Genomic DNA, 23,743 nt, shown 5'->3' with positions numbered 1-23,743 from the left:
CCAGGAAAGGCTGGGCCGGCAGCCCCTGACACGCCCGGGCCATACACACATTTCTGCCTATAACCCCCCCATGGGTTCCCGAGGGCAGCACGATGCCGACCACTGCATCTCCGACAGCCAGATCAGCGCCCTCACCGAGCTCTGTGACGATACCTGCGATGTCCATACCTGGCACGTCTCCGGGTCCGGAGGCGCGTTCTGTGCCGCTGCGCATTCCCGCACGGAGCACTGTGTCTGTCGGATTCACGGCAGCGTGGGAGACCTTAATCCGCACATGCCCGGCGGTAAGCTCCTCCGCCGGAACGTCAATCTCGTGCAGGGCCTCAGGCCCTCCGTACTGGGTGACTCCGATAGCTCGCATGATTTATGTCTAGCACCCCAGCCGGATACCCCGCAAAGGAGTGGCGCGGGGTTTGTGATGGTACGAGCGTGTGACTACTGAGTCTTCGGCTGTGGGTTCGGCGTCCCGGAGGGCTGAGTGCGGGCAATGATGCTCTCGACGTCGTCGTCGGTCATGCCTGATTTGGGGAAGAGCGGCAGCCTGTTGAGTGGAAACGAAGACATCATGCGGATCAGCCCCTCGGCGCTGAAGAGCGAACTGGAGTGCTTATTATTGGCCGAAACCATCAGGTTATTGTGCACATCATCTCCCACTGCCGGATGGGCAAGAGCATCACCGAGTGTTGACTCACCGGTCAGCGGGCCGATGGCGTTCTCCCCCTCGATCCACAGCTGCCTCTGGACTCGAATATCCCGGCTCGAGGCTCCTACCTTGACCACGTAGGTCCCGCTCTCGATGACCCAACCGTGCCTTGCAATGTTCCAATAGGCCAGCTCCTGGCGGCGCACATCAACAACAGCAGTTGTGGTCTCACCGGGTTCAAGCTCCACCGAGGCGAACCCTTTGAGCTCCTGAGGAGCACGGGCAACTGAAGAATCGGGCTTTCCCACATACACCTGAACCACCTCGCGCCCCTGCCGTGGGCCCGTGTTGGTCACCTGGACCTTCACTTCCACGCCAGTATCGGTCTCCGCCACCTCCAGAGACGTGTAGTCGAAGCTCGTATAGCTGAGCCCGTGTCCGAACGGCAGCAGGACATCGGTTTTCTGTGCATCGAACCCTCGGTAGCCGACATAGAGGCCCTCCCCGTAGGAGACTCGACCCTGATCACCTGGAAAGTGCAGGTAGCTGGGAACATCCTCCAGCCGGTGAGGGATCGTCTCGGTAAGCCGCCCGGAGTGGCTCTGCTTGCCGAAGAGCAGGTCTGCCGTGGCAGAACCTCCCGCCTGACCCAGAAGCCCACCGTCCAGAATCGCCGCAACGTCGGCATAGAAGGGAAGTGTCACCACTCCGCCGGCAGAGAGCACCACAACCACTCGCGAGTGCACTTCCCGGACCGCCTGCAAGACGCGAAGCTGACGCTCCGGCAGGTTCAGGTGCTCCCGGTCATAGCCTTCCGACTCCGCAGCCTCCGGAAGCCCCAGAAAGACGACGACCGCATCGGCCTGTGCGGCGGTCTCCACCGCCTCGGCCAGCAGCTCAGGGCCATCCGGCTCCGCCGAGGTGGTAAAACCAGGGGCGAAAGACACCAGACCAGTGCAGATTTCCTCGATGTGAGCCAAAGCAGGGTCCACCACCGTCGGGTTGACGCGTGAGCTTCCGGCCCCCTGATACCGGGGTGAACGAGCAAACTCCCCGATCACCGCGACAGATGCGGACGCCTCAAGTGGGAGCGCGTGATCTTCGTTCTTCAGCAGCACCACAGATTTCAGCGCTGCCTCTTTGGCCAATTGATGATGTTCAATCTGCTGGAGTTCGCCGAACTGGAACCCACGCCCGGTCGGACGCGAAGAGAGGTAGTTCTCCAGGCGGGCGGCACAACGGTTGAGGATCTCCTCGTCCAGTTCCCCATTTGCCACTGCAGCGATCACCCGATCCGGGCTTCGGTCACCAGTAGTCGGCATCTCAAGGTCCAATCCGGCCTTCAGTGCCTCCACCCGGTCGGCCACGGCGTACCAGTCGGAAACCACAAGCCCCTCGAAACCCCACTCATCGCGGAGCACCTCGGTCAGCAGCCAATGATTCTCCGAGGCGTAGACACCGTTGATCTTGTTGTAGGAGGACATCACCCATTCCGGCTGGGTGAACCTCACCACGTCTTCGAAAGCGCGCAGATAGATTTCGCGCAGGGTTCTCTCATCGACCTCCGCCGAGACTCGCATGCGGTCGTATTCCTGATTATTGGCCGCGAAGTGCTTCAGGCAAGCCGACGTGCCGGTGGACTGAATTCCGCGCACCATGGCGCCGGCCAGAGCTGCGGTGTGCTGAGGATCTTCGGAGAAGTACTCGAAGTTGCGACCACACAGGGGTGATCTCTTGATGTTCATGCCTGGTCCCAGCAGGACTGCGACGTCCTGGGCTGCGGCTTCTGTGCCCAGCGCCTGGCCCACACGCTCGGCCAACGCGGTGTCGAAGGACGACCCCAGGGCTGCTGCCGGCGGGAAGCAGGTGGCCGGCACGCTGCGAGCCGCTCCCAGGTGGTCGGATTCTGCCCCCTGCTTGCGCAATCCATGGGGACCGTCGGTCAGGATGACCTGTGGACCGTCCGGCAGCCCTGCCTGCCAAAAACCAGACCCCGTGACGAGGTGCGCCTTGTCTTCTAGGGTGCGAACGGGAGGCTGCGGGCGCCCAGTAGGCGGCTCACCCTTGGCATGAGGGGTCATAGTTCCTTCTTAGCTTGATCACGGGGTATGTGCCGAACCCTAAGGCCAGCCGCTGCCACTTTCTACTACTGGTCTGACCAGTAACACGATCGTAAACTTTCGAGTAAAGACTCGAAACACGAAGGGCCCAGGGTAGGGACCAAGCACTATTGTTTCTCTCAACCGAAAGGGTCTGTGTGCACGATCTGCCTGACCTCGATGCGTCCCAACTCGCCGCCGGCTATGCCGCAGGTGAGGTAGACCCCGTCGACGTAGTAACAGCTTGCCTGGCTCGTATGGATGAAGCGGAACCCGTCATCCATGCGATGTACGACAGATACGACGACGCGGCTCTGGTGTCCGCTGAAGCCGCCAGGACCCGCTGGGCCAAGGGCGAACCGCTCAGCCCCCTCGACGGGATCCCAGTCACTCTGAAAGAGAATCAGCAGATTGCCGGCCGCCCTACGCCCTGGGGCTCTGCTACGACCGTGCTGGCTCCGGCTGAGCACAACTCTCCGGTGGCTGAGCGCATTTTGGGCTCCGGGGCGTGCTTCCTCGGCCGGACCACGATGCCAGAGCTTGGCATGTTGTCCTCCGGGGTTTCCTCGCTGCACCCCACCACCAGGAATCCGTGGAACCCGGAGTGGAGTCCCGGTGGGTCCTCGGCCGGAGCCGGCGCGGCCTCGGCCGCCGGCTACGCCCCAGTGAACATCGGCTCCGACATCGGCGGCTCAGTCCGGCTTCCGGCCAGCTGGTGCGGAATCGCCGGATTCAAACCCACCTATGCTCGGATTCCTGTGGATCCACCCTATCCAGGGCGCACCATCGGGCCCATGGGCCGCCGGGTCCGTGATCTTGCCCGCACCATGGCTGTGGTCTCCGGCGACCACCCCGCTGATCCCTGGTCGCTGCCGAAAGACAACACCGACTGGTCCAACCTTGACCTCAACATTGCGAAACTGCGTGTCGGAGTTGTGCTGGACGTCGGTGACGGCGCTCCGGTCAATCCTGAGGTTGCGGCCGTAGTGGTCCGGGCAGCGGAGGTCTTCGCCGCCGCGGGGGCCGAAGTTGTGGACATTCCGCCCTATCTGCGGCCGGGAACCGTGGACCTCATCGACAGATTCTGGCGAGCTGGACACTACCGGAAGTACCAGAACATGAATGCCGAACAGCGGGCTAAGATGCTGCCGTTCATCGAAGAATGGTGCAGCGGGGCTGCCTCCATCACCGCCGAGCAGGCCCTGGAAGCCCACGATGCCCAGATCAGCCTGGCCCGTGCGGTGCTCACCGCGACCCAGGACGTTGACATCATCCTCTCCCCGGTCTCTCCCGACGCCGCGTTCCCCGCTGAGTGGCCCATGCCGTCGAACGACGTCAATGACCCGATGTCCCACATCCACTTCTGTGTGGGCTACAACTTCTCGGGTATGCCGGCCGCCAGCGTCAACGGCGGCTTCACCCAGTCCGGCAGCCCCATCGGACTGCAGATCGCTGCCGGACGCCATCAGGACATCACCGCGCTGGCCGCGGCTGACTTTTTCGAAGCAGAGCGTCCCGACGACGCCATCCGCCCCTGGCCGCAGATCACCGCACCGGTGGCACACTAAATCGCTGACTCCGAAATCACAGTGGAAGGCAACACAATGAGAATCACTCGCCCGCAAGCCCTGACTGCCGCGCTGGCAATCAGCACCCTGACCCTGGCCTCATGCGGGGCAGGTGATACTGCACCCGCGGAAGAAGCCGGAACGGAAGAGACTGGAAATTCCGACGCCAGCCTCGCTGTGGGCTTCGCGGCTGTGCCCGCCAACCTGGACTTCACCAGCACCGGCGGCGCAGCCATCTTTGAAGCCCTGCTCTACAACACCTATGAGGGTCTGGTGCGCCTGGGTGACGACGGAACGATCGAACCGCTGCTCGCCGAAAGCTGGGACATCAGCGAAGACGGACTGGAGTACACATTCGACCTCCAGGAAGGCGTGACCTTCCATGACGGCTCGGAGTTCACCGCCGAGAACGTCGAGTTCTCACTGGAGCGGCTGGATGAGTGGACCGCGAACGCTCCAGAAAACCTCGAGGCCCTGGAGAGCGTCGAAGTCGTGGACGAGCACACCGTGACACTGCATCTCTCCGAGCCCGACTACGACGTGCTGTTCTGGCTTACCGGCCCCGAGGGCGCGATGTTCGATCCAGACAGCGTCGATGACCTGGCAACTGAGGCCAACGGCACAGGCCCGTTCGTCTTCGAGTCCTATGAGAACGCCGTCGAGATGAGCTTCAGCCGCAATGCGGACTACTGGGGTGAGCAGCCCGACGTGGCCGAACTCTCACTGCTCTACTACGACGACGCGAACTCCGCAGCCAACGCACTGCGGACCGGCGGAGTCGACGCCTTGGTCCGGGCTGAGGCCTACGACCAGGTGGACTCCTTCGAAGACGATGAATTCACCGTGCAGCTGGGCGACAGCCAAGGCGTGGTAGTGGTGACCCTCAACAGCGACAGCGAGGGCCTCTCCGAGGTCGAGGTGCGCCAAGCCATTTCCATGGCCATCGACAAGGAATCCGTTCTGGCAGCATCCACCAGCGGCTACGGCACCGAACTCGGCGCCCCATCAGTTCCGACCGATCCCTACTACGAGGACTTCTCCGGAACCTACGCCTACGACCCGGAGGCTGCTGAACAGGCCCTGGAGGATGCGGGATACGACGATCTGTCCCTGACGTTCACCATCCCGAACCGCCCGTATGCGGAAGCCGCAGCTCAGGTGATTCAGGATAACCTCTCCGATATCGGAGTTGAGGTCACGATCGAAAGCCAAGAGTTCCCCGCTGTGTGGATCGAGGAGAGCATGACAGATCGCAACTTCGATCTGACCGTGGTCAACCACGTGGAGAACCGAAACATGGTCAACTACGGCAACCCGGATCACTACTGGGGCTACGACTCCGAAGAGGTCAGAGAGCACTTCGACGACGCCGAGTCAGCCACTGACGACGACGAACACAGCGCCGCCATGCTCGCTGCCACAGAGCAGATCGTCGAGGACGTCCCCGGCATCTGGCTCTACAACCCGCCGAACATCGTCATCTCCAGAACCGGCGTCGACGGCCTTCCGCAGAATGACCTTGGAGCCGGCTTCGACTTCTCCGGAGTGACAGTCACCGAATGATCGTGCAGCCGCGACAACAGAGCCGAGAAAGGCATAGGGCATGGCACTGATGATAGTGCGGCGTCTGGGAGTGTTCCTCCTGACGGTGTGGGTGGCATCCCTTGTGGTGTTCTTCCTGCTGAGTGTGCTGCCGGGAGATCCGGCCAGAGCTCAGCTCGGCCTCGACGCCACAGAAGATCAGGTGCAGGCCCTGCGTGAACAGTTGGGTGTGGACCGGCCCCTGCCCGTTCAGTACATGGAGTGGGTTACAGGTTTCTTCACCGGGGACATGGGAATCTCCTATGCTTCTCGGGCACCTGTAGCCCCCCAGGTGCTGGACGCGCTGCAGGTGTCGCTGCTCCTCGTCGCGGGCGGAATCCTCGTCGCCCTGGTGATTGCCCTTCCGCTGGGTCTGCTCGCCGCGGTCCGGCAGAACAAGCCGGATGGCACGCTGTTCTCAGCGGTCAGCCAGCTCGGCATATCGGTGCCCAACTTCCTCGCCGGACTCCTGCTCATCGGGGTCTTCGCCGTCACGCTGAGCTGGTTTCCATCCGGAGGCTGGGCACCACCTGCCGCCGGAGCTGACTTCCTGCGACACATCGCACTGCCCGCGCTGGCACTGGGTCTGGTCAACGGCGCAATCCTGGCCCGCTACACCCGGGCCGCGGTGCTGGAGGTGATGCGTGAAGACTTCATGCGCACCGCCCGAGCCAAAGGGATGAAACCCGGCACAGCACTGCTGCGCCACGGCCTGCGCAATGCCATGGTCCCGCTGATCACCGTCACCAGCATCGAATTCGCGAACCTGATCATCGGCGCCGTCGTCATCGAGACCGTCTTCGTGGTCCCGGGACTCGGCTCCAACCTGGTCCGCGCAGTCGGCAACCGCGATCTCATCATGGTGCAGTCGATCGTGATGTGCGTCGTCGTTCTCGTGCTGCTGGTCAACCTGCTGGTCGATCTGCTGCGCCCGGTGATCGACCCGCGACTTAGGAGCGCCACATGAGCACCCCAGAGACTGCATCTTCCACAACCGGCGAAACACCACAACCCGCACAGCGTCCCCCGCGGCGCCGGAGGGCTGGAACCGGCCTGATCATCGCCGGCGGCACTCTTGTCGGACTGGTGGTCCTGATGGCCCTGGTCTCACTGGTGTGGACCCCGCAGGACCCCACCGCCACCGGTGCAACCAACCGATTGGAGGGGCCCAGCGCCGAACACTGGCTCGGCACCGACGGGCTCGGCCGGGACATCGCCTCGATGGTGCTCGCCGGTTCCAGGGTGCCGCTGCTGGTGGGCCTGGGCACGGTATGCGTTGGTTTCCTCATCGGGGTGCCGTACGGGATAGCCGCCGCCCTGACAGAGCGCGGGGCCGGACTGTGGATGATGCGCGGAAATGACATTGCGCAGGCATTCCCAGCCCTGCTGCTGGCGATTATTCTTGCCGCAGTCTTCGGCGTCTCCACCGGCACCGCAGTCATCGCCCTTGGCTTGGGACTGGCACCAGGTGTTGCGCGCGTAGTGCGCTCCGGGACCCTTCAGGTGCTCAGCCGTGACTATGCGCTCGCCGCCAGAGCTGCCGGGCGAGGCTCCATCTACCTGGCGCTGCGGCATGTCCTGCCGAACATCCGGGGCATCATCATCGTGCAGGCCACGGTCGGTTTTGCGATCGCGGTTCTGGCCGAGGCTGCCCTGAGTTTCCTGGGACTGGGCACACCACCTCCCACCCCGTCCTGGGGCCGGATGCTCCAAGACGCGCAGTCCGTCCTGAACATCGCCCCACTGACAGTGCTGTGGCCCGGCATGGCAGTAGCGATCACGGTGCTGGGCTTCAACCTGCTCGGCGACGGGCTACGCGACAGATTCGATCCACGCATGGAGAGGACCAGATGAGCCGCCTGCTCACAGCAGAGAATCTCGACATCAGCGCCGGTTCCGGACGCATAGTCCACGGCATCGACTTCGCTATCGACCGGGGAGAGCGAGTGGGTCTGATCGGCGAATCCGGTTCGGGGAAATCACTCACCTGCCTGTCCCTGATGGGTCTGCTGGGCGACGGGCTCAGCGCCACAGGCAGCCTCACCCTGCACGGTGACACCAGCAGCCCAGAGACCGCTTCGGATGACCTGGATCTGCTCAACGCCGACGAGAATGCGTTCTCCTCGGTGCGCGGCAACAGGATGTCCATGGTCTTCCAGGAGCCGATGACCGCGCTCAACCCGCTGATGCGGGTCGGAGATCAGGTCGCCGAGGTCATCAAGCTTCACCGGCGGGCTCAGTCCGCAAGCCTTCCTGCAGACCAACCCAACGCCACCGTTGAGGACAGAGTCCTCGACCTCTTGGATTCGGTGCGCATCCCGGAGCCGGCCCGCGCCGCGAGGGTTTACCCGCACCAGATGTCCGGCGGTCAGCGCCAGCGAGTCATGCTCGCCATGGCCATGGCGAACGGTCCGGAGCTGCTGCTGGCTGATGAGCCCACCACCGCTCTCGATGTCACCGTCCAAAAACAGGTGCTGACTCTCATGGCGGAGCAGGTTGAGCGTGCCGGATCCTCACTGCTGTTCATCACCCATGACCTCGGCGTGGTGTCTGAGGTGTGTGACCGGGTGATCATTATGCGCCACGGCCGCATCATCGAGACCGGTCCGATCGACCAGGTCTTTACCCGACCTGAACATCCGTATACCCGCGCTCTGCTTGCCGCTTCAGCTCTGCGGACTGATCACAGTTCCGGGCGGCTGCTGACGCCCGACACTGTTGATGCCGCAGCGCAGAATCAACACAGACCTGCAGAGGACCGGCTGTCCATCAGCAGCTCCGCGGAAGCGGGCTCACCTGCTGCTGCTGCGCACCTCGCGATTGCTGAGGACGGCAGCGCCCCGGTGTTCAACCAGGCAGAGTCACCGGTGCTGGAAGTCCGCGACCTCACGCGCAGCTACGGCAAAGCAGGGTTTCTCGGCCGCGGCCGAGTGGTCGAGGCGCTGCGCGGAGTCAGCTTCGACGTCGCGGCGGGTCAGCGGTTCGGGATAGTCGGGGAGTCTGGCTGCGGAAAATCCACCCTCCTGCGCCTGCTCACCGCCCTTGATGAGCCGAGCAGCGGCTCAGTGCGCGTCAACGATCAAGCAATCTCAGGCCAACGCGAACGCAGACTCCGCTGGCTGCGGCAGAGCATGCAGATCGTCTTCCAAGACCCCATGGGGTCCCTTGACCCACGAATGACAGTGGTGGACATCATCACCGAGCCGCTCTGGAACGCTGGAAGGGCCGAACGGCTCCGGCGTGCGAAGGAACTGCTCGAACAGGTGGGGCTTCCGCAGGGTGCGGCGGAGAAGTATCCGCATGAATTCTCCGGCGGCCAACGGCAGCGCATCGCGATTGCGCGCGCCCTGGTCACGCGACCCAAGATCCTCATCGCGGACGAGGCCGTCTCCGCCTTGGACGTCTCCGTCCGGGCGCAGGTGCTCAATCTTCTCGATGACCTGGTCGATGAGTATGACCTCACCATGGTCTTCGTCTCCCACGATCTGAAGGTTGTGCGGCACAGCTGTGACATCGTCGCTGTGATGAATGCTGGGCGCATCGTCGAATGCGGACCCGCAGACGCCGTCTTTGACACACCGAAGCACCCGTACACCGCAGAACTGGCTGCGGCTATTCCGCGCATGAAGGATAATGTCGCGTGATGAACTTCGAACCCATCAAGAAGGTCAACTCATATGAGCTGATTGTGGAGCAGATCGAAGCCAGAATCCGCGATGGGGAGCTCTCCGCCGGTGACCGCCTGCCGGGTGAGCGCCGACTGATGGAGACCTTCTCCGTCTCCCGCTCCACGGTGCGCGAAGCCATGCGCGTACTGCACGCCACGGGTGTCGTTGAGCCGCATGCCGGCGATCCACGCGGATCAGAAGTGATCCCCTTTTCACCTAAGACCCTGCAGCGCCCACTTGCCCGGATGGCCCACCAGGAAGGCACCAGTCGGGCGGAGCTCATTCAGTTCAGACTGCTCCTGGAGGGCCAATCAGCTCTGCTGGCCGCCGCACTCTGCAGCGACGAGACCAAAGACGAGATTGAGTCCCGAGCCGCAGACCTCGCCGAATTAGCGGCCAGTGACTCAGCAGATGCTGTCGAAGAATTCGGCCGGGTGCTCTCCGCATTCCATCATGCGATTCGTTTGGCCAGCAGTAATCAGCTCCTCCAGGCGACCGGCCAGGCGGTCGACGGCGCGCTCACCGAAATCGCACGCCAGCGCCTCGACGACGAGACTCATGGGCTGGCTCGCCGAGGCCGCCTCGGGCAGTCCGCCCAAGACGCTGCCGGACTAGCTGAGCGGATTCGCGATGGTGATGCGGCAGGTGCTCGGCGCACTGCGACGGAGAACATCTATCGGTTCTACCGCGACAGTCTCACCGAAGCCGAGCGCGCCACCCTCGAGCCGCTTGTCGGCTGAGCGACAAGCGGCTCGGTGCGGTCACTGCTGGACGGAGATGACCTCATCGGCCAGAGCTAGGACCTCGTCAATGACATCGAGGCCGAAGCGGACATCATCGTCGGCAGTATTCAGCGGTGGACAAATGTGGATCCGGTTCATGTTGATAAATGGCACCACACCCTTGGCTTTGCACGCTGCCACCAGATCAGCCATGACCGCGGGAGTCTGTCCATAGGGGGCCAGCGGCTCCCGGGTTGCCTTGTCCCGGACCAGTTCGATGGCCCAGAACGCGCCGGTTCCGCGGACATCGCCCACCGCAGGGTGGTTGTTCTTCATGTCCTCCAGCCGCGGACCGATAACCTCCGCACCGAGTCGAGCAGCATTTTCCACCATTGCCTCGTCCCGCATGGCGTTGATCGCAGCCACCGCGGCGGCCATGGCCAGGGGGTGTCCCGAGTAGGTCAGCCCTCCGGGATACATCCGCTGGGCGAAGCTGGCGTAGATGGCGTCATCCATGGCGACACCCCCCATGGGCACGTACCCGGAGTTGACGCCTTTGGCGAAGGTCACAATATCCGGCTCGATCGCGAAGTGTTCGTGAGCGAACCACTTTCCTGAACGACCGAAGCCCGCCATCACTTCGTCAAGAATCATCACCACACCGAACTCATCACAGAGCGCGCGTGCGCCCTCCATGTAGCCAGCCGGGGGAAGGTATATCCCCGCAGTGCCGGGGATGGCTTCCAGGATCAGGGCAGCCACCTGGGACGGCCCCTCCAACACCAGGGTGTCCCTGAGGTGGGCGAGAGCACGTTCAGTCTCCTGCTCCGGAGTCCACTGGGCTGCGGAGTCAGGCCGGAAATGTGACCGGTAGGTGAAGGGGGGCAGGAAGCGGACGACCCCGGCGTCGTCGTCATTGGGAACCCTGCGGGGGTCACCGGTGAGATTCACCGCCAGATGAGTGCCGCCGTGATAGGAGCGGTAGGCCGAAAGCACCTTGCGACGCCCGGTGTGCAGCCGGGCCATGCGGACAGCGTGCTCATTGGCGTCGGCCCCACCGTTGGTGAAGAAGACGTGGTTGATATCCTCAGGTAGCAGTTCAGTGATCAGCCGGGCAGCCTCGGAACGAGCGTCATTGACGTGCTGCGGGGCGACGGTGCACAGCTTCTCTGCCTGCTGCTTGATGGCCTCAATGATCTTCGGGTGCTTATGGCCTGCATTGGTGAAAATCAGTTGCGAGGTGAAGTCCAGCAGTCGCCGACCCTCGCCGTCCCATATCCAGGAACCTTCAGCGTCAATGACATTCATCGGCTGCAGTTGTTCCTGGGCAGACCAGGAGTGGAAGACGTGCTTGCGGTCCAATTCATAGGCGGTGTGACCCGCCTGGATATCGGCCGGGCTGATGCGGTCGGCGTCGGCCGAAGCCAGGGTGGACGTGTTGCTGTTCATGGTGATCTCCTCTGGTGCCGATCAGTCGTTCTGCGGGAAGCCGAGTTGCATTCCGTCCTCGGACGGGTCACCCCACCGAGCAGTCACGACCTTGCCCCGGGTGTAGAAGTTCACACCTTCGGCGCCGTGGGCGTGGCTGTCGCCGAACAGCGAGTTCTTCCAGCCGCCGAAGGAGTAGTACGCCATGGGAACCGGGATCGGCACATTGACGCCGATCATGCCCACGGTGACTTCCATTTCGAAGCGGCGAGCGGCGGCGCCGTCACGGGTGAAGATAGCGGTGCCGTTGCCATAGGGGTTCGAGTTAATGAGCTCGAGGGCTTCATGGTAAGTCTCTGCACGCACCACCGAGAGCACGGGGCCGAAGATCTCATCCTGGTAGGACTTCATCTGCGGGCCGACGTGATCCAGCAGGGTCGGACCAAGATACGCGGCTTCAGCCTTGTCTGACTCCGCCCAACTGCGACCATCGACCACCAGGGATGCGCCTTCGGACTCAGCCCCGTCGACGTAGCTGCGCACCTTGTCCCGGTGCGCCCGGTTGATCAGCGGTCCAAGATCCGGGTTGTCGCCGTCCAGGCGCAGACCGCGCGTACGCTCGGCGATCTTCGCTACGAGCTCATCGGCAATGTCCCCGACGGCGACCACAACGGAGATCGCCATGCATCGCTCTCCGGCGGAGCCGTAGCCTGCGGAGACCGCGCTGTCTGCAGCCCGGTCCAGGTTGGCATCGGGAAGGACCATCATGTGGTTCTTCGCCCCACCGAGTGCCTGCACACGCTTGCCGGCTGCGGTTCCCGTCTCGTAGACGTACTGCGCGACCGGGGTCGAGCCGACAAAAGAGACCGCTTCGATATCTGGATGGTTCAGCAGGCCGTCCACGGCGCCTTTGTCACCGTGCAGGACGTTGACCACACCGTCAGGAAGTCCGGCCTCTTTCCAGAGTTCGGCCTGCCAGTTGACCGCACTGGGGTCCTTCTCACTGGGCTTGATCACTACGGTGTTTCCGGTGGCCACAGCAAGCGGGGTGAACCACATCGGCACCATGGCGGGAAAATTGAAGGGGGTGATGATGGCTACCGGGCCCAAGGGGTGGCGTGCGGAGTGCACGTCCACATCAGTGGAGGCGTTGACGGACTGGGAGCCCTTCAGCAGATGCGGGATGCCGCAGGCGAATTCCACAACTTCCAGGCCGCGCTGGACTTCGCCGAGCGCATCGGAGAACACCTTGCCGTGTTCGCGGGAGATGATCTGGGCCAGCTCACCCTTCCGGGCGTTGAGCAGCTCACGGTAGCGGAAAATGATCTGCGTCCGCTTCGACAGTGAGATGCTTCCCCAGGAGGAGAAAGCTTCCTTGGCAGTGGCGACCGCGTGGTCGACCGTTTCCTGCGAGGCCAGCGGGATCTCAGTGATGAGTTCACCGGTGGTGGGTGAGTCCACCGCGATGCTCGGCTCTGCGGCCGGGGTGACCGTCTCTCCGCCGATCCAGTGTCCAGTGGCTGCGGTTGATAGCGTCCGGGTTGCAGAAGAAGATTCAGTCATACCTCCATTGTGGCGGCATGTCCTGCCCTGGGGGAGGGGCAGAGTGTCAGAATCGGGCGCAATGATCCTGACACTCTGTAAAGCGGTGCGGATGCTGGCATATGGCCGGCGGCATTAAGCTTGATGTTATGGACGCACGCGGCGGGACCCTCACGCTCGTCGAAGTGCTCGAATTGGACCCGGTGGCGTTGGGGCAGCCGCGTCTGCTCAGCGGCGTCGCTGATGAGAACCGTTCGGTTCGGTGGGCGCATGTCATCGGGCAGGATCGTCCTGGCCATATGTTGGAGGGGCGCGAGCTCATTCTCTCCACGCTTCCTCGACTGGCTGAGGATCGCCCGGACCTGGAGGACGCGCTGGAGCAGTATTTGGCGGACTTGGACGCCGTCGGCGCGGCCGCGCTGGCAGTTGAAGTGCTGCCGGACCGCCCCAGGTTGTTGGAGGCGCTTGAGGCGGCGGCGCGCAGCAGAGACGCCCAGCCTGCTGCGGCAGAGCTGACGCCGCTGCTGCACTTCTCCCGCGTGGTCCGATTCCAGCAGATCACCGAGGCGCTGCATTGGGAGCTTGTGGCACGAGAGCTGGAGGCCGACGGCGCTGAGCGTGATGGAACCCCCATATGGGACCCGATGGTCAGTGCCGCGACGAATCTCATCGACGATCTGGCCGCACCTGGCGGGTTGCCCGCCCAGGATATGGAAGACCGAGTAGCTGCCCTCGGTATGCCCCGGTCAGCTCGCTACGTCCCGCTGGTGGTTCTTCTCAAAGGTGAGCCGAAGGAGACTACCTCGTACCGGGTGGCTCAGCTGGCTCTGGGTGCTCGCCAGGCCGCCGCGCACATCCGCCGGCCCGCTTTGGTGGCAGCCGGCCAGGAGGCCGAAATCTGCGTCATGCTCGCCGTTGATGAACCTGCAGGAGCTTTCGCCGAGGCCGGGCGCCGGGCGGTAGACACCTTCTGCGCTGCGCTGCGCACCGACGCCGATCGTCGCCGGACCTACGGTCTGGTTCCGCGGTACCTGGTCGGCGTTGCCGAACAATTTGTCACACTCGCCGAGGCTCCTGGGGCACTGGCTGATGCCGCAGGAATTGCACGAGCTGCGCTGCGGGTCAGCGCACGGCGCCCCCGCCGAGAACAGAATCCGGCGGAATCCGCCACCAGGCAGTGGTGGGCCGCGGCAGACCTGGGACTGTCTGGCCTGTTGGTTCACATCGCCGGGCAGCCGGAGGCGGAATGGTTCGCTCGCCGCCACCTGCCCGTTTTCGCCGGTGAGGACGGAGAACAGCTGCGCGAAATTGTCCGAGCCAGCGTCCGGACCGGAGGAAACAAAGCCGAACTGGCGCGTGAGCTGGGACTGTCTCGACCCACCCTCTATACGCGCATCAGTCGAATCGAACGTCTCACCGGGAGGCCGTTCCAGGGTGAGTCGCTGCTGCTGCTCTACACGGCGTTGCTGCTCGAAGAGCTCACCGCGCCCGGCGACGCCGCTGCACCGTGAGCCACCCTGCCCAGCTGAGCCGTTGACCAGCCAGCACCACACCGGCACTTGATGCGGTCCCCACGTTCACCCCAGCGTTACACCGCCGGGAGTACAGTATTCTGCGTGACTATTGCCGGTGCTCAGGGTCGTGATCACCGGGCGGCAGGTCCGGTCACGGTATGGGCGGTGCCTAAGATTCCCCAAGTCCAGCCCGGCGATGACCTCACTGCTCTCATCTGTACCGCTGTGGGAGAAGCTGAGCTTCACCACGGCGATATCCTCGTCGTCACCTCCAAGATCGTCTCCAAGGCTGAGGGCCGGATCGTTCAGGCGGAGAACCGTGAGGCGGCCATCACCGCAGAGACTCTCCGGGCGGTGGCCTCCAGGCCGCGAGCCGACGGAGAAGGACTGACCCGCATTGTGGAGAACCGGTTGGGTATCGTCTGCGCCGCAGCGGGGGTTGACGCGTCGAACACCGCCCCCGGCACCGTTCTGCTGCTTCCGCAGGACCCGGATGCTTCGGCAGCCGCGATGCGCTCAGGCATCCGCCAGCGGCTGGGGGTTGAGGTTGGGGTGCTGATCTCCGATACGCTCGGCCGGGCGTGGCGTGTCGGGCAGACCGACGCCGCTATCGGCAGCTCAGGGGTCCGGCCGCTGCACGACCACCGGGGCGGAAGCGACTCAGCAGGCCGGGCGCTGGCCGTTACCGAGTCTGCTGTGGCGGATGAGATCTGCGCCATGGCGGATCTGGTCAAGGGCAAATCCAGCGGCCTGCCGGTGGCCGTAGTGCGCGGTCTGGACCACCTTCTTGACCCCGAGGCCCCGGGTGCACGCGCACTTGTGCGCACCGGGGATCAGGACATGTTCCGCCTCGGGACTGACGAGGCCATCGCTGAAGGGTTCCGCCGCGCCCAAGATGGCGAACCACTCCACTCCAGTGAACCGCTCAACCCCTGAGCAGGACAGTCGCCGAGAACCTCGCTGGGTCTTGTCAGTGCCCCGCCGCACGCTGAGCTGCGCTGAGCGCATCGAGCGCCAGCCGTCGCGAAGCGTCCCCGTTGTGCATCCAGAGGGGCACCGCTTCGGCAGCGATGCCGGAGGCCTCCAAAGCTGGAAGTGCGCCGGAGTCTTCGGTGTCCACCAGCCAGGAATCCAGTAGGCCTCCCTGCCCGCGGGAACCGTAGATTAGGCCCACAGCCTCCGCCGAGCAGGGCTGACCGAGTGCCTCCAAACACTGGGCGGCCATCCCGCGCACCGGTGAGCCGCCAATAATGGGGGAGACTCCGACAACCGGCGCCGCAGTCCGCTGAACGGCCTGCCTGATCCCCGCAATGCCGGGCACACCCGCCCTCCCGCCCGCACCGGGAAAACCGAGAACAGTACCCAGTGAGACCACCGGGTTCGACGGCGCCAGCACGACGACGTCAGCCTCCGCAACAGCCTCCACCACACCTGCGGCTGGACTCGCCGACTCCGCCCCGCGCTGGAGGAACCTGCGCACCGGGGCCGTGGCGCGAGTGCGCACCCACCACTCCTCAAAGTGCATGGTGGCAGTGCCGTTGCCGGCTGTAGTCTCCACCCAGGTCTCCACCTCATCATCGGTGGCAGGGATCAGCTGGGCCCCCAACTCCCACCGGGCGCAGAGCTGCGCGGTCGCCTCCGACAGCGCCAGCCCCTCGCGCAGCAGGGTCGTGCGTGCCAGGTGGGTGCCGAGGTCAAGGTCGCCGAGGGTGAACCATGGCCAACCGATGCCGTAGGCCTTCAGTTCGGCACTGACCCGCTCGGATTCGCCGGCCCGGCCCCAGCCGCGCTCGGCGTCGTTGAGCCCAGCCAGGGCGTACATCATGGAGTCCAGGTCCGGGCAGACGCGCACTCCGGTGAGCCACATGTCGTCGCCGGTGTTGACGATGATGCTGAGCGAGGCGTCCTGGTCCTGCAGCGCCTGGCGCAGGCCGAGGGCGAACTTCGCCCCACCCACCCCGCCGCTGATGAGCGTGACCTTCATGCGTCCACCGTGGCAGGGGTGCGGTCAGCCGGTCCAGGTGCCGGTGTGCGGATCCGGTACATATCAGGGGCGAACCGGCTGTGCTGCCGGCGGTAGGACTCTGCGGTGTCCGGCCAGAGCAGGGTCACCCGGCCGGTCTGCTGGTCGCGGTACCAGTTGCTGCAGCCGGTCCACACGGTCTGCTCAGCACGGGCGTGGACAGCTGCCGAATAGTGCTCTTCCGCCTCGGCGGCCACCTCGCACACGGAGCCGGTCGGCAGGTGCGCCAGGGCGCTGAGCAGATGCTCGATCTGTGTCTCGAGGATCTCCACCGCGGAGTTGTGGCCCAGTGCAGAGTGCGGCCCGCCCAGAATGAACATGTTCGGGAACCCAGTAACCACAGTGGAGGCGTAGGAGGTCATTCCCGCTGACCAATGCTCGGCCAGACTGCGTTCACGGCCGGTCACCGCAGCGGCAATGGCCGGGCGGGAGGCCAGGAACCCGGTGGCGAAGACCAGCGCGTCCACAGCATAGGAGGCCCCAGAGGCCGCCGTCGCGGTGGAACCACTGACCGAAGCCAGGGCCGAGGGCTCCAGCACCACATTCTCACGCTGCAGACTCCGGTACCAGTCGTCGGAGAGCAGCACACGCTTGCATCCGGGCTCGTAGTCCGGGGTCAGCTGGGCGCGCAACGCAGGGTCGGGCACTTCGGACTCCAGGTGCTTCAGCACCCGGCGCCTCAGGTCGGCATGGGCGCAGCTGCCGCTGAATCGCGCGCCGAGCCCGGCGTCCATCTCGGCGACGATGCTGCTGCGGTGGCGCCGCCGTGCCTGATCGTCTTCGACGAAGAGCGCCTGCTCGGTGGGGGAGTAGGGCCGGTTGCCCTTGGGCACCACCCACGGTGGACTGCGCTGGAAGACGGTGAGCTCCGCGCTGCGCTGCGCCAGTGCCGGGACCAACTGTGCGGCGGAGGCACCGGTGCCGATCACGCCGATCCGCTGACCCGGGACGTCGAGATCCTGCCACCGAGCCGTATGCACCACCGGGCCGTCGAACTCGGCGAGGTTGGGGATCGCCGGCAGACGCGGGGTGGAGAACCGGCCGGTGGCCAGCACCAGGAACGACGCGGTCAGCTCGCCCCGGCTGGTGGTCAGCGACCAGTGCGCCTGGTCCTCCTCCCACTGGGCGTGGAGCAGGTCAGTCTCCAGCGACAGCCGGTCACGGAATTCAGGCCCAGCGGTGCAGCTGCGCAGGTAGTCCTGAATCTGAGCCCCGTCTGCGAAGTACTGCGGCCAGTCCGGCTTCGGCGCGAAGGAGAAGCTGTACAGGTGGGAGGGGACATCGCAGGCCACCCCGGGGTAGACGTTGTCCAGCCAGGTGCCGCCGACATCGGCATTTCGTTCAAGCAGCAGGAAGTCGCGCTCACCCTCGGCCGCCAGCCGCAGTGCGGCTCCTATCCCGGCGATTCCGGCGCCGACGACGACGACGCGCACGTGGGTGCCGGTCACCCCGTTGGCTGCGGAGCCGCTGATCTCTCCGGGGTTCATGCCGCTGCTCCGATGGGCTCGTAGACCGTACTTCGCTGCACGGGTGTGCGGCCCAGCGTGGTGGCCAGTCGGCGAACATCGGCCAGTGTCAGGCTGCGCCCGGCCTCTGGGTCTGCCTCGGGGCGGGTGCCGTCCAACAGCACACCGCCGAGGTCATCGGCCCCGCCGGTCAGCACGGTCTGGGCGGTACCGAGGCCGAACTTCGGCCAGGCGGCCTGAACGTGGTTGATGGCTCCGCTGAGCAGCAGCCGGGACACCGCATGCACAGCGCGGCTGAGGCGGTCATCGGCCATCCGGGTCACTCCGGGCACCGGGATGTCCTGCGGGATGATCGGCATAGCGATGAATTCGGTGAACCCACCGGTCTCCTCCTGCAGGGAGCGCAGCTGCCGAAGGTGAGCGACGATGTGCTCGGGCGTCTCAATATGCCCGTAGTTCATGGTCGCGGTGGAGCGCAGGCCGGCGCGGTGGGCGCTGCGGATCAGCTCCAGCCACCGCGCGGCGGGGATGTCCGTGCCTGCAGTGAGCTGGTCGCGGATCGCATCGTCGAGAATCCGGGCGGCCGTTCCGGGAACGGAGCCGACCCCGTGGTCGATCAGACGTGCGTGGATCTGCGCCGCCGGTACCCCTACACGCGCGGCGGCATCAGCGATCTCAGCGGGGCGGTAGGCATGCAGGTGCAGCGCGGCGCCGGAGCGCAGGGCATCCACCAGGTCGAAATACGCCGCACCTGGCAGCTCGGGAGGTATCAACCCCTGGATACAGAGCTCAGTCGCTCCGGCGGCTGCGGCCTCAGCAGCGATGCTGCGCAGGTCCGCATCGGTGAGCCCACCGCGCTCGCCGGCCGGGTCGTAGAGGGCGGAGTTCACATTGCGGTTCACCGCATAGGTCAGCCGATCCCCCACACTGTCAGCCCGGACAGCATCGGCAATCCTGCAGAGCTCTTCCAGAACAGTGCCGTTGCAGCGCAGCAGCTCGGCATAGTCAGCATCGGACAGCGCCGCGGGTTCGGACTCAGCCCGGTTCAGCACCGCGTGATCTGGGTCCAGATGCACCGCAGGGGCGCCGGCGCCGGTCAGTGCCGCCACCGGCTGGTGCATGCGCGAGTCCAACCAGTAGTCCGGTTCGGCAAGCCACTCTGGGTGGGCGGTGAGCCGCTCGGTGAGCTCGTAGCCGGAATCTGCAGTCAGCCGGGCCAGCTCCTCGATCTGCGGCCAGGGCCGCTCCGGGTTCACATGGTCGGGGGTCAGCGGCGAGACCCCGCCCCAGTCGTCAATCCCAGCACGGATCAGCAGGTTCAGTTCCGCTGGGTCGGTCAGATTCGGAGGCGCCTGGATGTGCGCCTCCGGGCCCATCACCAGGCGGGCGACAGCCACTGCGGCAATGAACTGGGCGGTGGTCAGGTCTGGTTCGTTCTGCATCGCGGTGCGCGGCTTGGCGCGGAAGTTCTGCACGATGGTCTCCTGCACATGTCCCCATGTGGCATGGGAGTCCCGGATGGCGAACAGCGACTCCGCCCGGTCGCGCAGCGTCTCCCCGATGCCGAGCAGGATCCCGGTGGTGAACGGGATTCGGGACCGGCCGGCGTCGTCGAGCACCTGCAGCCGCAGCGCTGGGTCCTTATCGGGTGAGCCGTAGTGGGCGCCGCCGGGCTGTTCGTAGAGTGCCCGGGAGGTGGTCTCCAGCATCATGCCCATCGAGGGCGCCAGCGGACGCAGCCGCTGCATCTCCGTCCAGCTCAGCACTCCAGGGTTCAGATGCGGCAGCAGACCGGTCTCTTCCAGCACGGCCGCCGCCATGGCCGCCACATACTCCAGCGTGGACGCATAACCGTGGGTGTTGAGCCATTCGCGGGCGGCACTCCAGCGCTCCTCGGGACGGTCGCCGAGAGTGAAAAGCGCCTCCTTGCATCCCAGTGCCGCACCCTGCCGGGCGATCTCCACCACCTCCTCGCGGCTGAGATACGGTGCTCGCCCGTCGGCGCGAAGCTGACCGGGAGTGTCGACAAACGTGCAGTAGTGACAGCGGTCCCGGCACAGCGTGGTCAGTGGGATGAAAACTTTGCGGGAATAGGTGATTCGCCGTCCGTGGCCGCTGTCGCGCGACTGCGCGGCGAGGCTCAGCAGCTGCTCCAACTGCTCGCCCCGGACGGCCAGCAGAGCAGCAGCATCATCCACAGTCAGGGGGATGCCGGCAGCAACCCGGGCCAGAATTTCGGCGGTGCGGGAGTGTTCGACCTGCGGTGCAGCGTCCGCCGGTCTGGCAGCTGCGGGACTGATGCTCACCGGAATCTTCGTCATCGGAGTGCTCTCTCGGCAGAGATACCGGAGACGGCCAGCGACGTCGCCTCGCCCAGTCCCAGCGCGCTGGCCGCGTCCAAGTCCTCGGCGGTGTCCACATCTGCCCGCAGTGCCGGGGCAGCTGCCAGCTCACGGTAGCCCGCCGCCGAGTGCCGGGCCGCTGATCCCGGACCGAATTGGGGCCGATGCTCAGCCGCTACCAGTGCGGTGATCAGCGTGGTGCCGGTTCCCCAGTGATCGGGCACGAAACCCCTCGGCACTGAAGCTGCTTCACCCAGGGCGCTGTCGAGGTGTTCTGCGCGCACCGCGGGAAGATCACCCAGCAGCACCGCTGTCGGTCCGCTGCCAGCACACCGGAGTCCCTCCGCTATTGCAGCGTCCAAGCCAGCCTGCTGCTGAACGGCGATCTCTACCGTCAGTCCGGCGGTGACCAAAGGGGTCCAGGCGGCGTCGTCGGTCACCAGCACCACCCGCCGCACCCGCGCACACGAGGTGACAGCGCTCAGTGTGTCCCGGGCTATGGCGGCTGCCAGACTGTGCTGCCGGCCGAGCCGCAGCCGGGTCTTGCCCGTTCCGGGATGGCGGACGGGGACGATGAGAGTCCAGGACACCGGATGCGCATCCCGCACTGACACCGCCCGCACTGACACCGTGTTCATCTCCCCAATTCCCGAGGTCGAATGGTCGCTTGTCCTGAACGGCTCATCGTATACCTGACCGCACCGCAGAACGGGAGTTTTTGTTTACGCAGCTGTAACAGCTGCGTGTTCTCGCCCTTACACACCTCACATAGGTTCAAGACTCGCCCGCGGGCATGTCCTAGGTAATAGAAGCGGACGGAAGAGGGGGACCTGATGGTCGACGTTCGAGTTGCGCTGAGTCAGACCACATGGACCGGCGACAAAGAGTCCATGTTGGACAAGCACGAGGGGTTCGCCCGCGACGCCGCGGCCCAGGGGGCGCAGGCCATCTGCTTCCAGGAACTCTTCTACGGTCCGTACTTCGGCATCACCGAGGAGTCTAAGTACTACCGCTTCGCCGAACCCGCCGACGGTCCCATCGTCCAGCGGTTCGCCGCCCTGGCCAAGGAGCTCCGGATGGTGATGATCCTGCCCATCTATGAAGAAGAGATGCCCGGGGTCTATTACAACACTGCCGTGGTGGTCGATTCCGACGGCTCCACGGTCGGCAGCTATCGGAAGATGCATATCCCGCATGTGGACAAGTTCTATGAGAAGTTCTACTTCCGACCCGGCAACCTCGGTTGGCCGGTCTTCAAAACTTCCATCGGCACCATCGGTGTGACCATCTGTTACGACCGGCATTTCCCCGAGGGCTGGCGGATGCTGGGATTGGCCGGCGCAGAGATCGTCTTCAATCCCAACGCCTCCAAACCTGGCCTGTCCAACCGGCTCTGGGAGATCGAGCAGCCCACCGCTGCAGCAGCCAACGGCTACTTCGTGGTGGTGCCGAATCGAGTCGGCAAAGAGGACAACGAGTACGGCGAACTCGCCGTGGACTTCTACGGCACCAGCTACGTGGTCGACCCCCGCGGCAACTATGTGGGCGAGGTCGGCTCATCCGAGACCGAGCAGCTGCTGGTCCGTGACCTTGACATGGACCTCATCTACCAGGCCCGCGACAGCTGGCAGTTCTACCGCGACCGCCGCCCTGACGGCTACGGCGCCATCGTCGCTCCCTGACCTGACCCCACGAACCCGGTAGGAGACAGACCGATGAAGACTCTGATCATCAATGGAACCGTCATCAACGCCACAGGCACCGCGCAGGCGGATGTGCTGATCGAAGATGAGACCGTCGTCGCGCTCTTCAGCCCCGGCAGCCAAGAGGTGGCCGCGGAGAAAGTCATCGACGCGGCCGGCAAATACGTCATCCCCGGTGGCATCGACGCCCACACCCATATGCAGATGCCCTTCGGCGGCACCAATGCCTCCGACACCTTCGAGACCGGCACCCGGGCGGCCGCATGGGGCGGGACCACCACGATCATCGACTTCGCGATCCAGAAGCAGGGCGAACGCGTGCAGGACGGCCTGGAGACCTGGCACCAGTTGGCCGCCGGCAACTGCGCCATCGACTACAGCTTCCATCAGATCATCGGAGGGGTAGACGACGACTCCCTGAAAGCCATGGAGTCCCTCGCCGATGAGGGCGTCACCAGCTACAAGATGTTCATGGCCTATCCCGGTGTCTTCTACGCCGATGACGCGCAGATCCTCAGAGCAATGCAGAAGGCCCGTGAACTCGGGCTGATGACCATGATGCACGCGGAGAACGGGCCCGCCATCGATGTGCTGGCTGAGCAGCTCGCCGCCCAGGGCAAAACCGCGCCGTACTACCACGGCATCGCCCGCGCCTGGCAGATGGAGGAGGAGGCCACGCACCGGGCCATCATGCTCGCAGACCTCACCGATGCACCTCTGTACATCGTGCATATGAGCGCCAAACAGGCCGTGGAACAGGTCGCCTGGGCCCGCGACAAGGCAAAGAACGTCTTCGGTGAGACCTGCCCGCAGTACCTCTATCTGTCGTTGGAGAAGCAGCTGGGCGCGACGTCGGAGGAATGGGGTGATTTCGAAGCTGCCAAGTGGGTCTGCTCCACCCCACTGCGCAGCGAACAGGACGGTCACCTTGAGGCCATGTGGCAGGGTCTGCGCACCAACGACCTGCAGATGGTCTCCACCGACCACTGCCCCTTCTGCATGAAGGACCAGAAGGAGCTCGGCAAGGACGACTTCCGGGCCATCCCCAACGGGATCGGCTCCGTGGAGCACCGGGTTGACCTGCTCTACCAAGGCGTGGTCGACGGCCGGATCTCACTGCCCCGCTGGGTGGAGCTGATCTCCACCACCCCGGCACGCATGTTCGGCATGTACGGCAAGAAGGGCGTGATCCAGCCCGGGGCTGATGCCGACATCGTCATCTACGACCCCAAGGGGAGGACATCGATCGGGGTGGACAAGACCCATCACATGAACATGGACTACTCCGCCTGGGAGGGCTTCGAGATCGACGGCCATGTGGACCTCACCCTCTCCCGCGGCAAGGTGCTGGTCGAGGACGGCGAATACCACGGACTGAAGTCTCACGGACAGTTCGTCAAGCGCGGCCTGTCCCAGTACCTGATCTGAACGAGAGGAAACCCCG

At 64.7% G+C, this 23,743-nt stretch carries 18 protein-coding genes; 10 read left to right on the top strand and 8 right to left on the bottom strand.

What is annotated here, in order from left to right:
• On the bottom strand, positions 1 to 361 hold a 361-nt coding region (locus FEF26_RS01345; protein ID WP_166432865.1), incomplete at its 3' end, for an alcohol dehydrogenase catalytic domain-containing protein.
• A 74-nt stretch (positions 362 to 435) separates the two neighbouring features.
• The gene (locus FEF26_RS01340) at positions 436 to 2,724 is read right to left on the bottom strand and encodes a beta-glucosidase family protein (RefSeq protein WP_138251735.1); all 2,289 of its coding nucleotides are present in this window, start codon (positions 2,722 to 2,724) and stop codon (positions 436 to 438) included.
• A 176-nt stretch (positions 2,725 to 2,900) separates the two neighbouring features.
• Here FEF26_RS01340 and FEF26_RS01335 point away from each other — a divergent pair, with 176 nt between their 5' ends.
• From FEF26_RS01335 to FEF26_RS01310, 6 genes are read left to right on the top strand one after another with little or no spacing between them, the layout of a single operon-like run.
• On the top strand, positions 2,901 to 4,310 hold the full coding sequence (locus FEF26_RS01335; RefSeq protein ID WP_166432864.1) for an amidase: 1,410 nt from the start codon (positions 2,901 to 2,903) through the stop codon (positions 4,308 to 4,310).
• Between the two features lie 36 nt (positions 4,311 to 4,346).
• On the top strand, positions 4,347 to 5,873 hold the full coding sequence (locus tag FEF26_RS01330) for an ABC transporter substrate-binding protein (RefSeq protein ID WP_138251733.1): 1,527 nt from the start codon (positions 4,347 to 4,349) through the stop codon (positions 5,871 to 5,873).
• 40 nt (positions 5,874 to 5,913) lie between these two features.
• Positions 5,914 to 6,858, top strand: coding sequence for an ABC transporter permease (locus FEF26_RS01325; protein ID WP_138251732.1), 945 nt, complete (start codon positions 5,914 to 5,916; stop codon positions 6,856 to 6,858).
• Positions 6,855 to 7,745, top strand: a complete 891-nt coding sequence (locus tag FEF26_RS01320; RefSeq protein WP_138251731.1) for an ABC transporter permease — start codon at positions 6,855 to 6,857, stop codon at positions 7,743 to 7,745. Before FEF26_RS01325 ends, FEF26_RS01320 begins: the two co-directional genes overlap by 4 nt.
• Positions 7,742 to 9,535: a dipeptide ABC transporter ATP-binding protein gene (locus FEF26_RS01315; RefSeq protein WP_138251730.1), complete on the top strand. Its 1,794-nt coding sequence runs from the start codon at positions 7,742 to 7,744 to the stop codon at positions 9,533 to 9,535. The genes FEF26_RS01320 and FEF26_RS01315 overlap by 4 nt, the downstream gene beginning before the upstream one ends.
• Positions 9,535 to 10,299, top strand: a complete 765-nt coding sequence (locus FEF26_RS01310) for a FadR/GntR family transcriptional regulator (RefSeq protein WP_138251729.1) — start codon at positions 9,535 to 9,537, stop codon at positions 10,297 to 10,299. The genes FEF26_RS01315 and FEF26_RS01310 overlap by 1 nt, the downstream gene beginning before the upstream one ends.
• Before the next feature lie 21 nt (positions 10,300 to 10,320).
• Here the strand turns inward: FEF26_RS01310 and FEF26_RS01305 are convergent, their stop codons facing one another.
• Both FEF26_RS01305 and FEF26_RS01300 read right to left on the bottom strand, forming a co-directional pair.
• Positions 10,321 to 11,730, bottom strand: coding sequence for an aspartate aminotransferase family protein (locus FEF26_RS01305; protein WP_138251728.1), 1,410 nt, complete (start codon positions 11,728 to 11,730; stop codon positions 10,321 to 10,323).
• 21 nt (positions 11,731 to 11,751) lie between these two features.
• Positions 11,752 to 13,272 carry a CoA-acylating methylmalonate-semialdehyde dehydrogenase gene (locus FEF26_RS01300; RefSeq protein ID WP_138251727.1) on the bottom strand — a complete coding sequence of 507 codons (1,521 nt, stop codon included), beginning with the start codon at positions 13,270 to 13,272 and terminating at the stop codon, positions 11,752 to 11,754.
• Positions 13,273 to 13,400: 128 nt separating this feature from the next.
• On the opposite strand from FEF26_RS01300, the gene FEF26_RS01295 reads away from it, so the two are divergent.
• Positions 13,401 to 14,762, top strand: coding sequence for a PucR family transcriptional regulator ligand-binding domain-containing protein (locus tag FEF26_RS01295; protein ID WP_166432863.1), 1,362 nt, complete (start codon positions 13,401 to 13,403; stop codon positions 14,760 to 14,762).
• Positions 14,763 to 14,867: 105 nt separating this feature from the next.
• On the top strand, positions 14,868 to 15,701 hold the full coding sequence (locus FEF26_RS01290) for a coenzyme F420-0:L-glutamate ligase (RefSeq protein WP_243730340.1): 834 nt from the start codon (positions 14,868 to 14,870) through the stop codon (positions 15,699 to 15,701).
• Positions 15,702 to 15,735: 34 nt separating this feature from the next.
• Here FEF26_RS01290 and cofD read toward each other — a convergent pair whose 3' ends face one another.
• The 4 genes from cofD to cofC are packed head-to-tail and all read right to left on the bottom strand — an operon-like array spanning position 15,736 to position 21,234.
• The gene (cofD, locus tag FEF26_RS01285; protein WP_138251724.1) at positions 15,736 to 16,749 is read right to left on the bottom strand and encodes a 2-phospho-L-lactate transferase; all 1,014 of its coding nucleotides are present in this window, start codon (positions 16,747 to 16,749) and stop codon (positions 15,736 to 15,738) included.
• On the bottom strand, positions 16,746 to 18,275 hold the full coding sequence (locus FEF26_RS01280) for a flavin-containing monooxygenase (RefSeq protein ID WP_138251723.1): 1,530 nt from the start codon (positions 18,273 to 18,275) through the stop codon (positions 16,746 to 16,748). The genes cofD and FEF26_RS01280 overlap by 4 nt, the downstream gene beginning before the upstream one ends.
• Positions 18,272 to 20,575 carry a 7,8-didemethyl-8-hydroxy-5-deazariboflavin synthase CofG gene (gene cofG, locus FEF26_RS01275; protein ID WP_138251722.1) on the bottom strand — a complete coding sequence of 768 codons (2,304 nt, stop codon included), beginning with the start codon at positions 20,573 to 20,575 and terminating at the stop codon, positions 18,272 to 18,274. The genes FEF26_RS01280 and cofG overlap by 4 nt, the downstream gene beginning before the upstream one ends.
• The gene (gene cofC, locus FEF26_RS01270) at positions 20,572 to 21,234 is read right to left on the bottom strand and encodes a 2-phospho-L-lactate guanylyltransferase (protein ID WP_138251721.1); all 663 of its coding nucleotides are present in this window, start codon (positions 21,232 to 21,234) and stop codon (positions 20,572 to 20,574) included. Before cofC ends, cofG begins: the two co-directional genes overlap by 4 nt.
• A gap of 195 nt (positions 21,235 to 21,429) precedes the next feature.
• Between cofC and FEF26_RS01265 the strand changes: the two genes are divergently transcribed.
• Entirely contained in the window at positions 21,430 to 22,278 is an 849-nt protein-coding gene (locus tag FEF26_RS01265; RefSeq protein ID WP_138251720.1) for a nitrilase-related carbon-nitrogen hydrolase, read from the top strand.
• A gap of 33 nt (positions 22,279 to 22,311) precedes the next feature.
• Complete coding sequence (hydA, locus tag FEF26_RS01260; protein WP_138251719.1) at positions 22,312 to 23,727, top strand: dihydropyrimidinase; 1,416 nt, start codon at positions 22,312 to 22,314, stop codon at positions 23,725 to 23,727.
• Positions 23,728 to 23,743 lie beyond the last annotated feature (16 nt).

Source organism: Nesterenkonia salmonea, from assembly GCF_005771525.1.
GTDB classification, from domain to species: Bacteria; Actinomycetota; Actinomycetes; order Actinomycetales; family Micrococcaceae; genus Nesterenkonia; species Nesterenkonia salmonea.
Note: the sequence above shows the minus strand (reverse complement) of the source record. Positions and strands in the feature narration are given on the sequence as shown.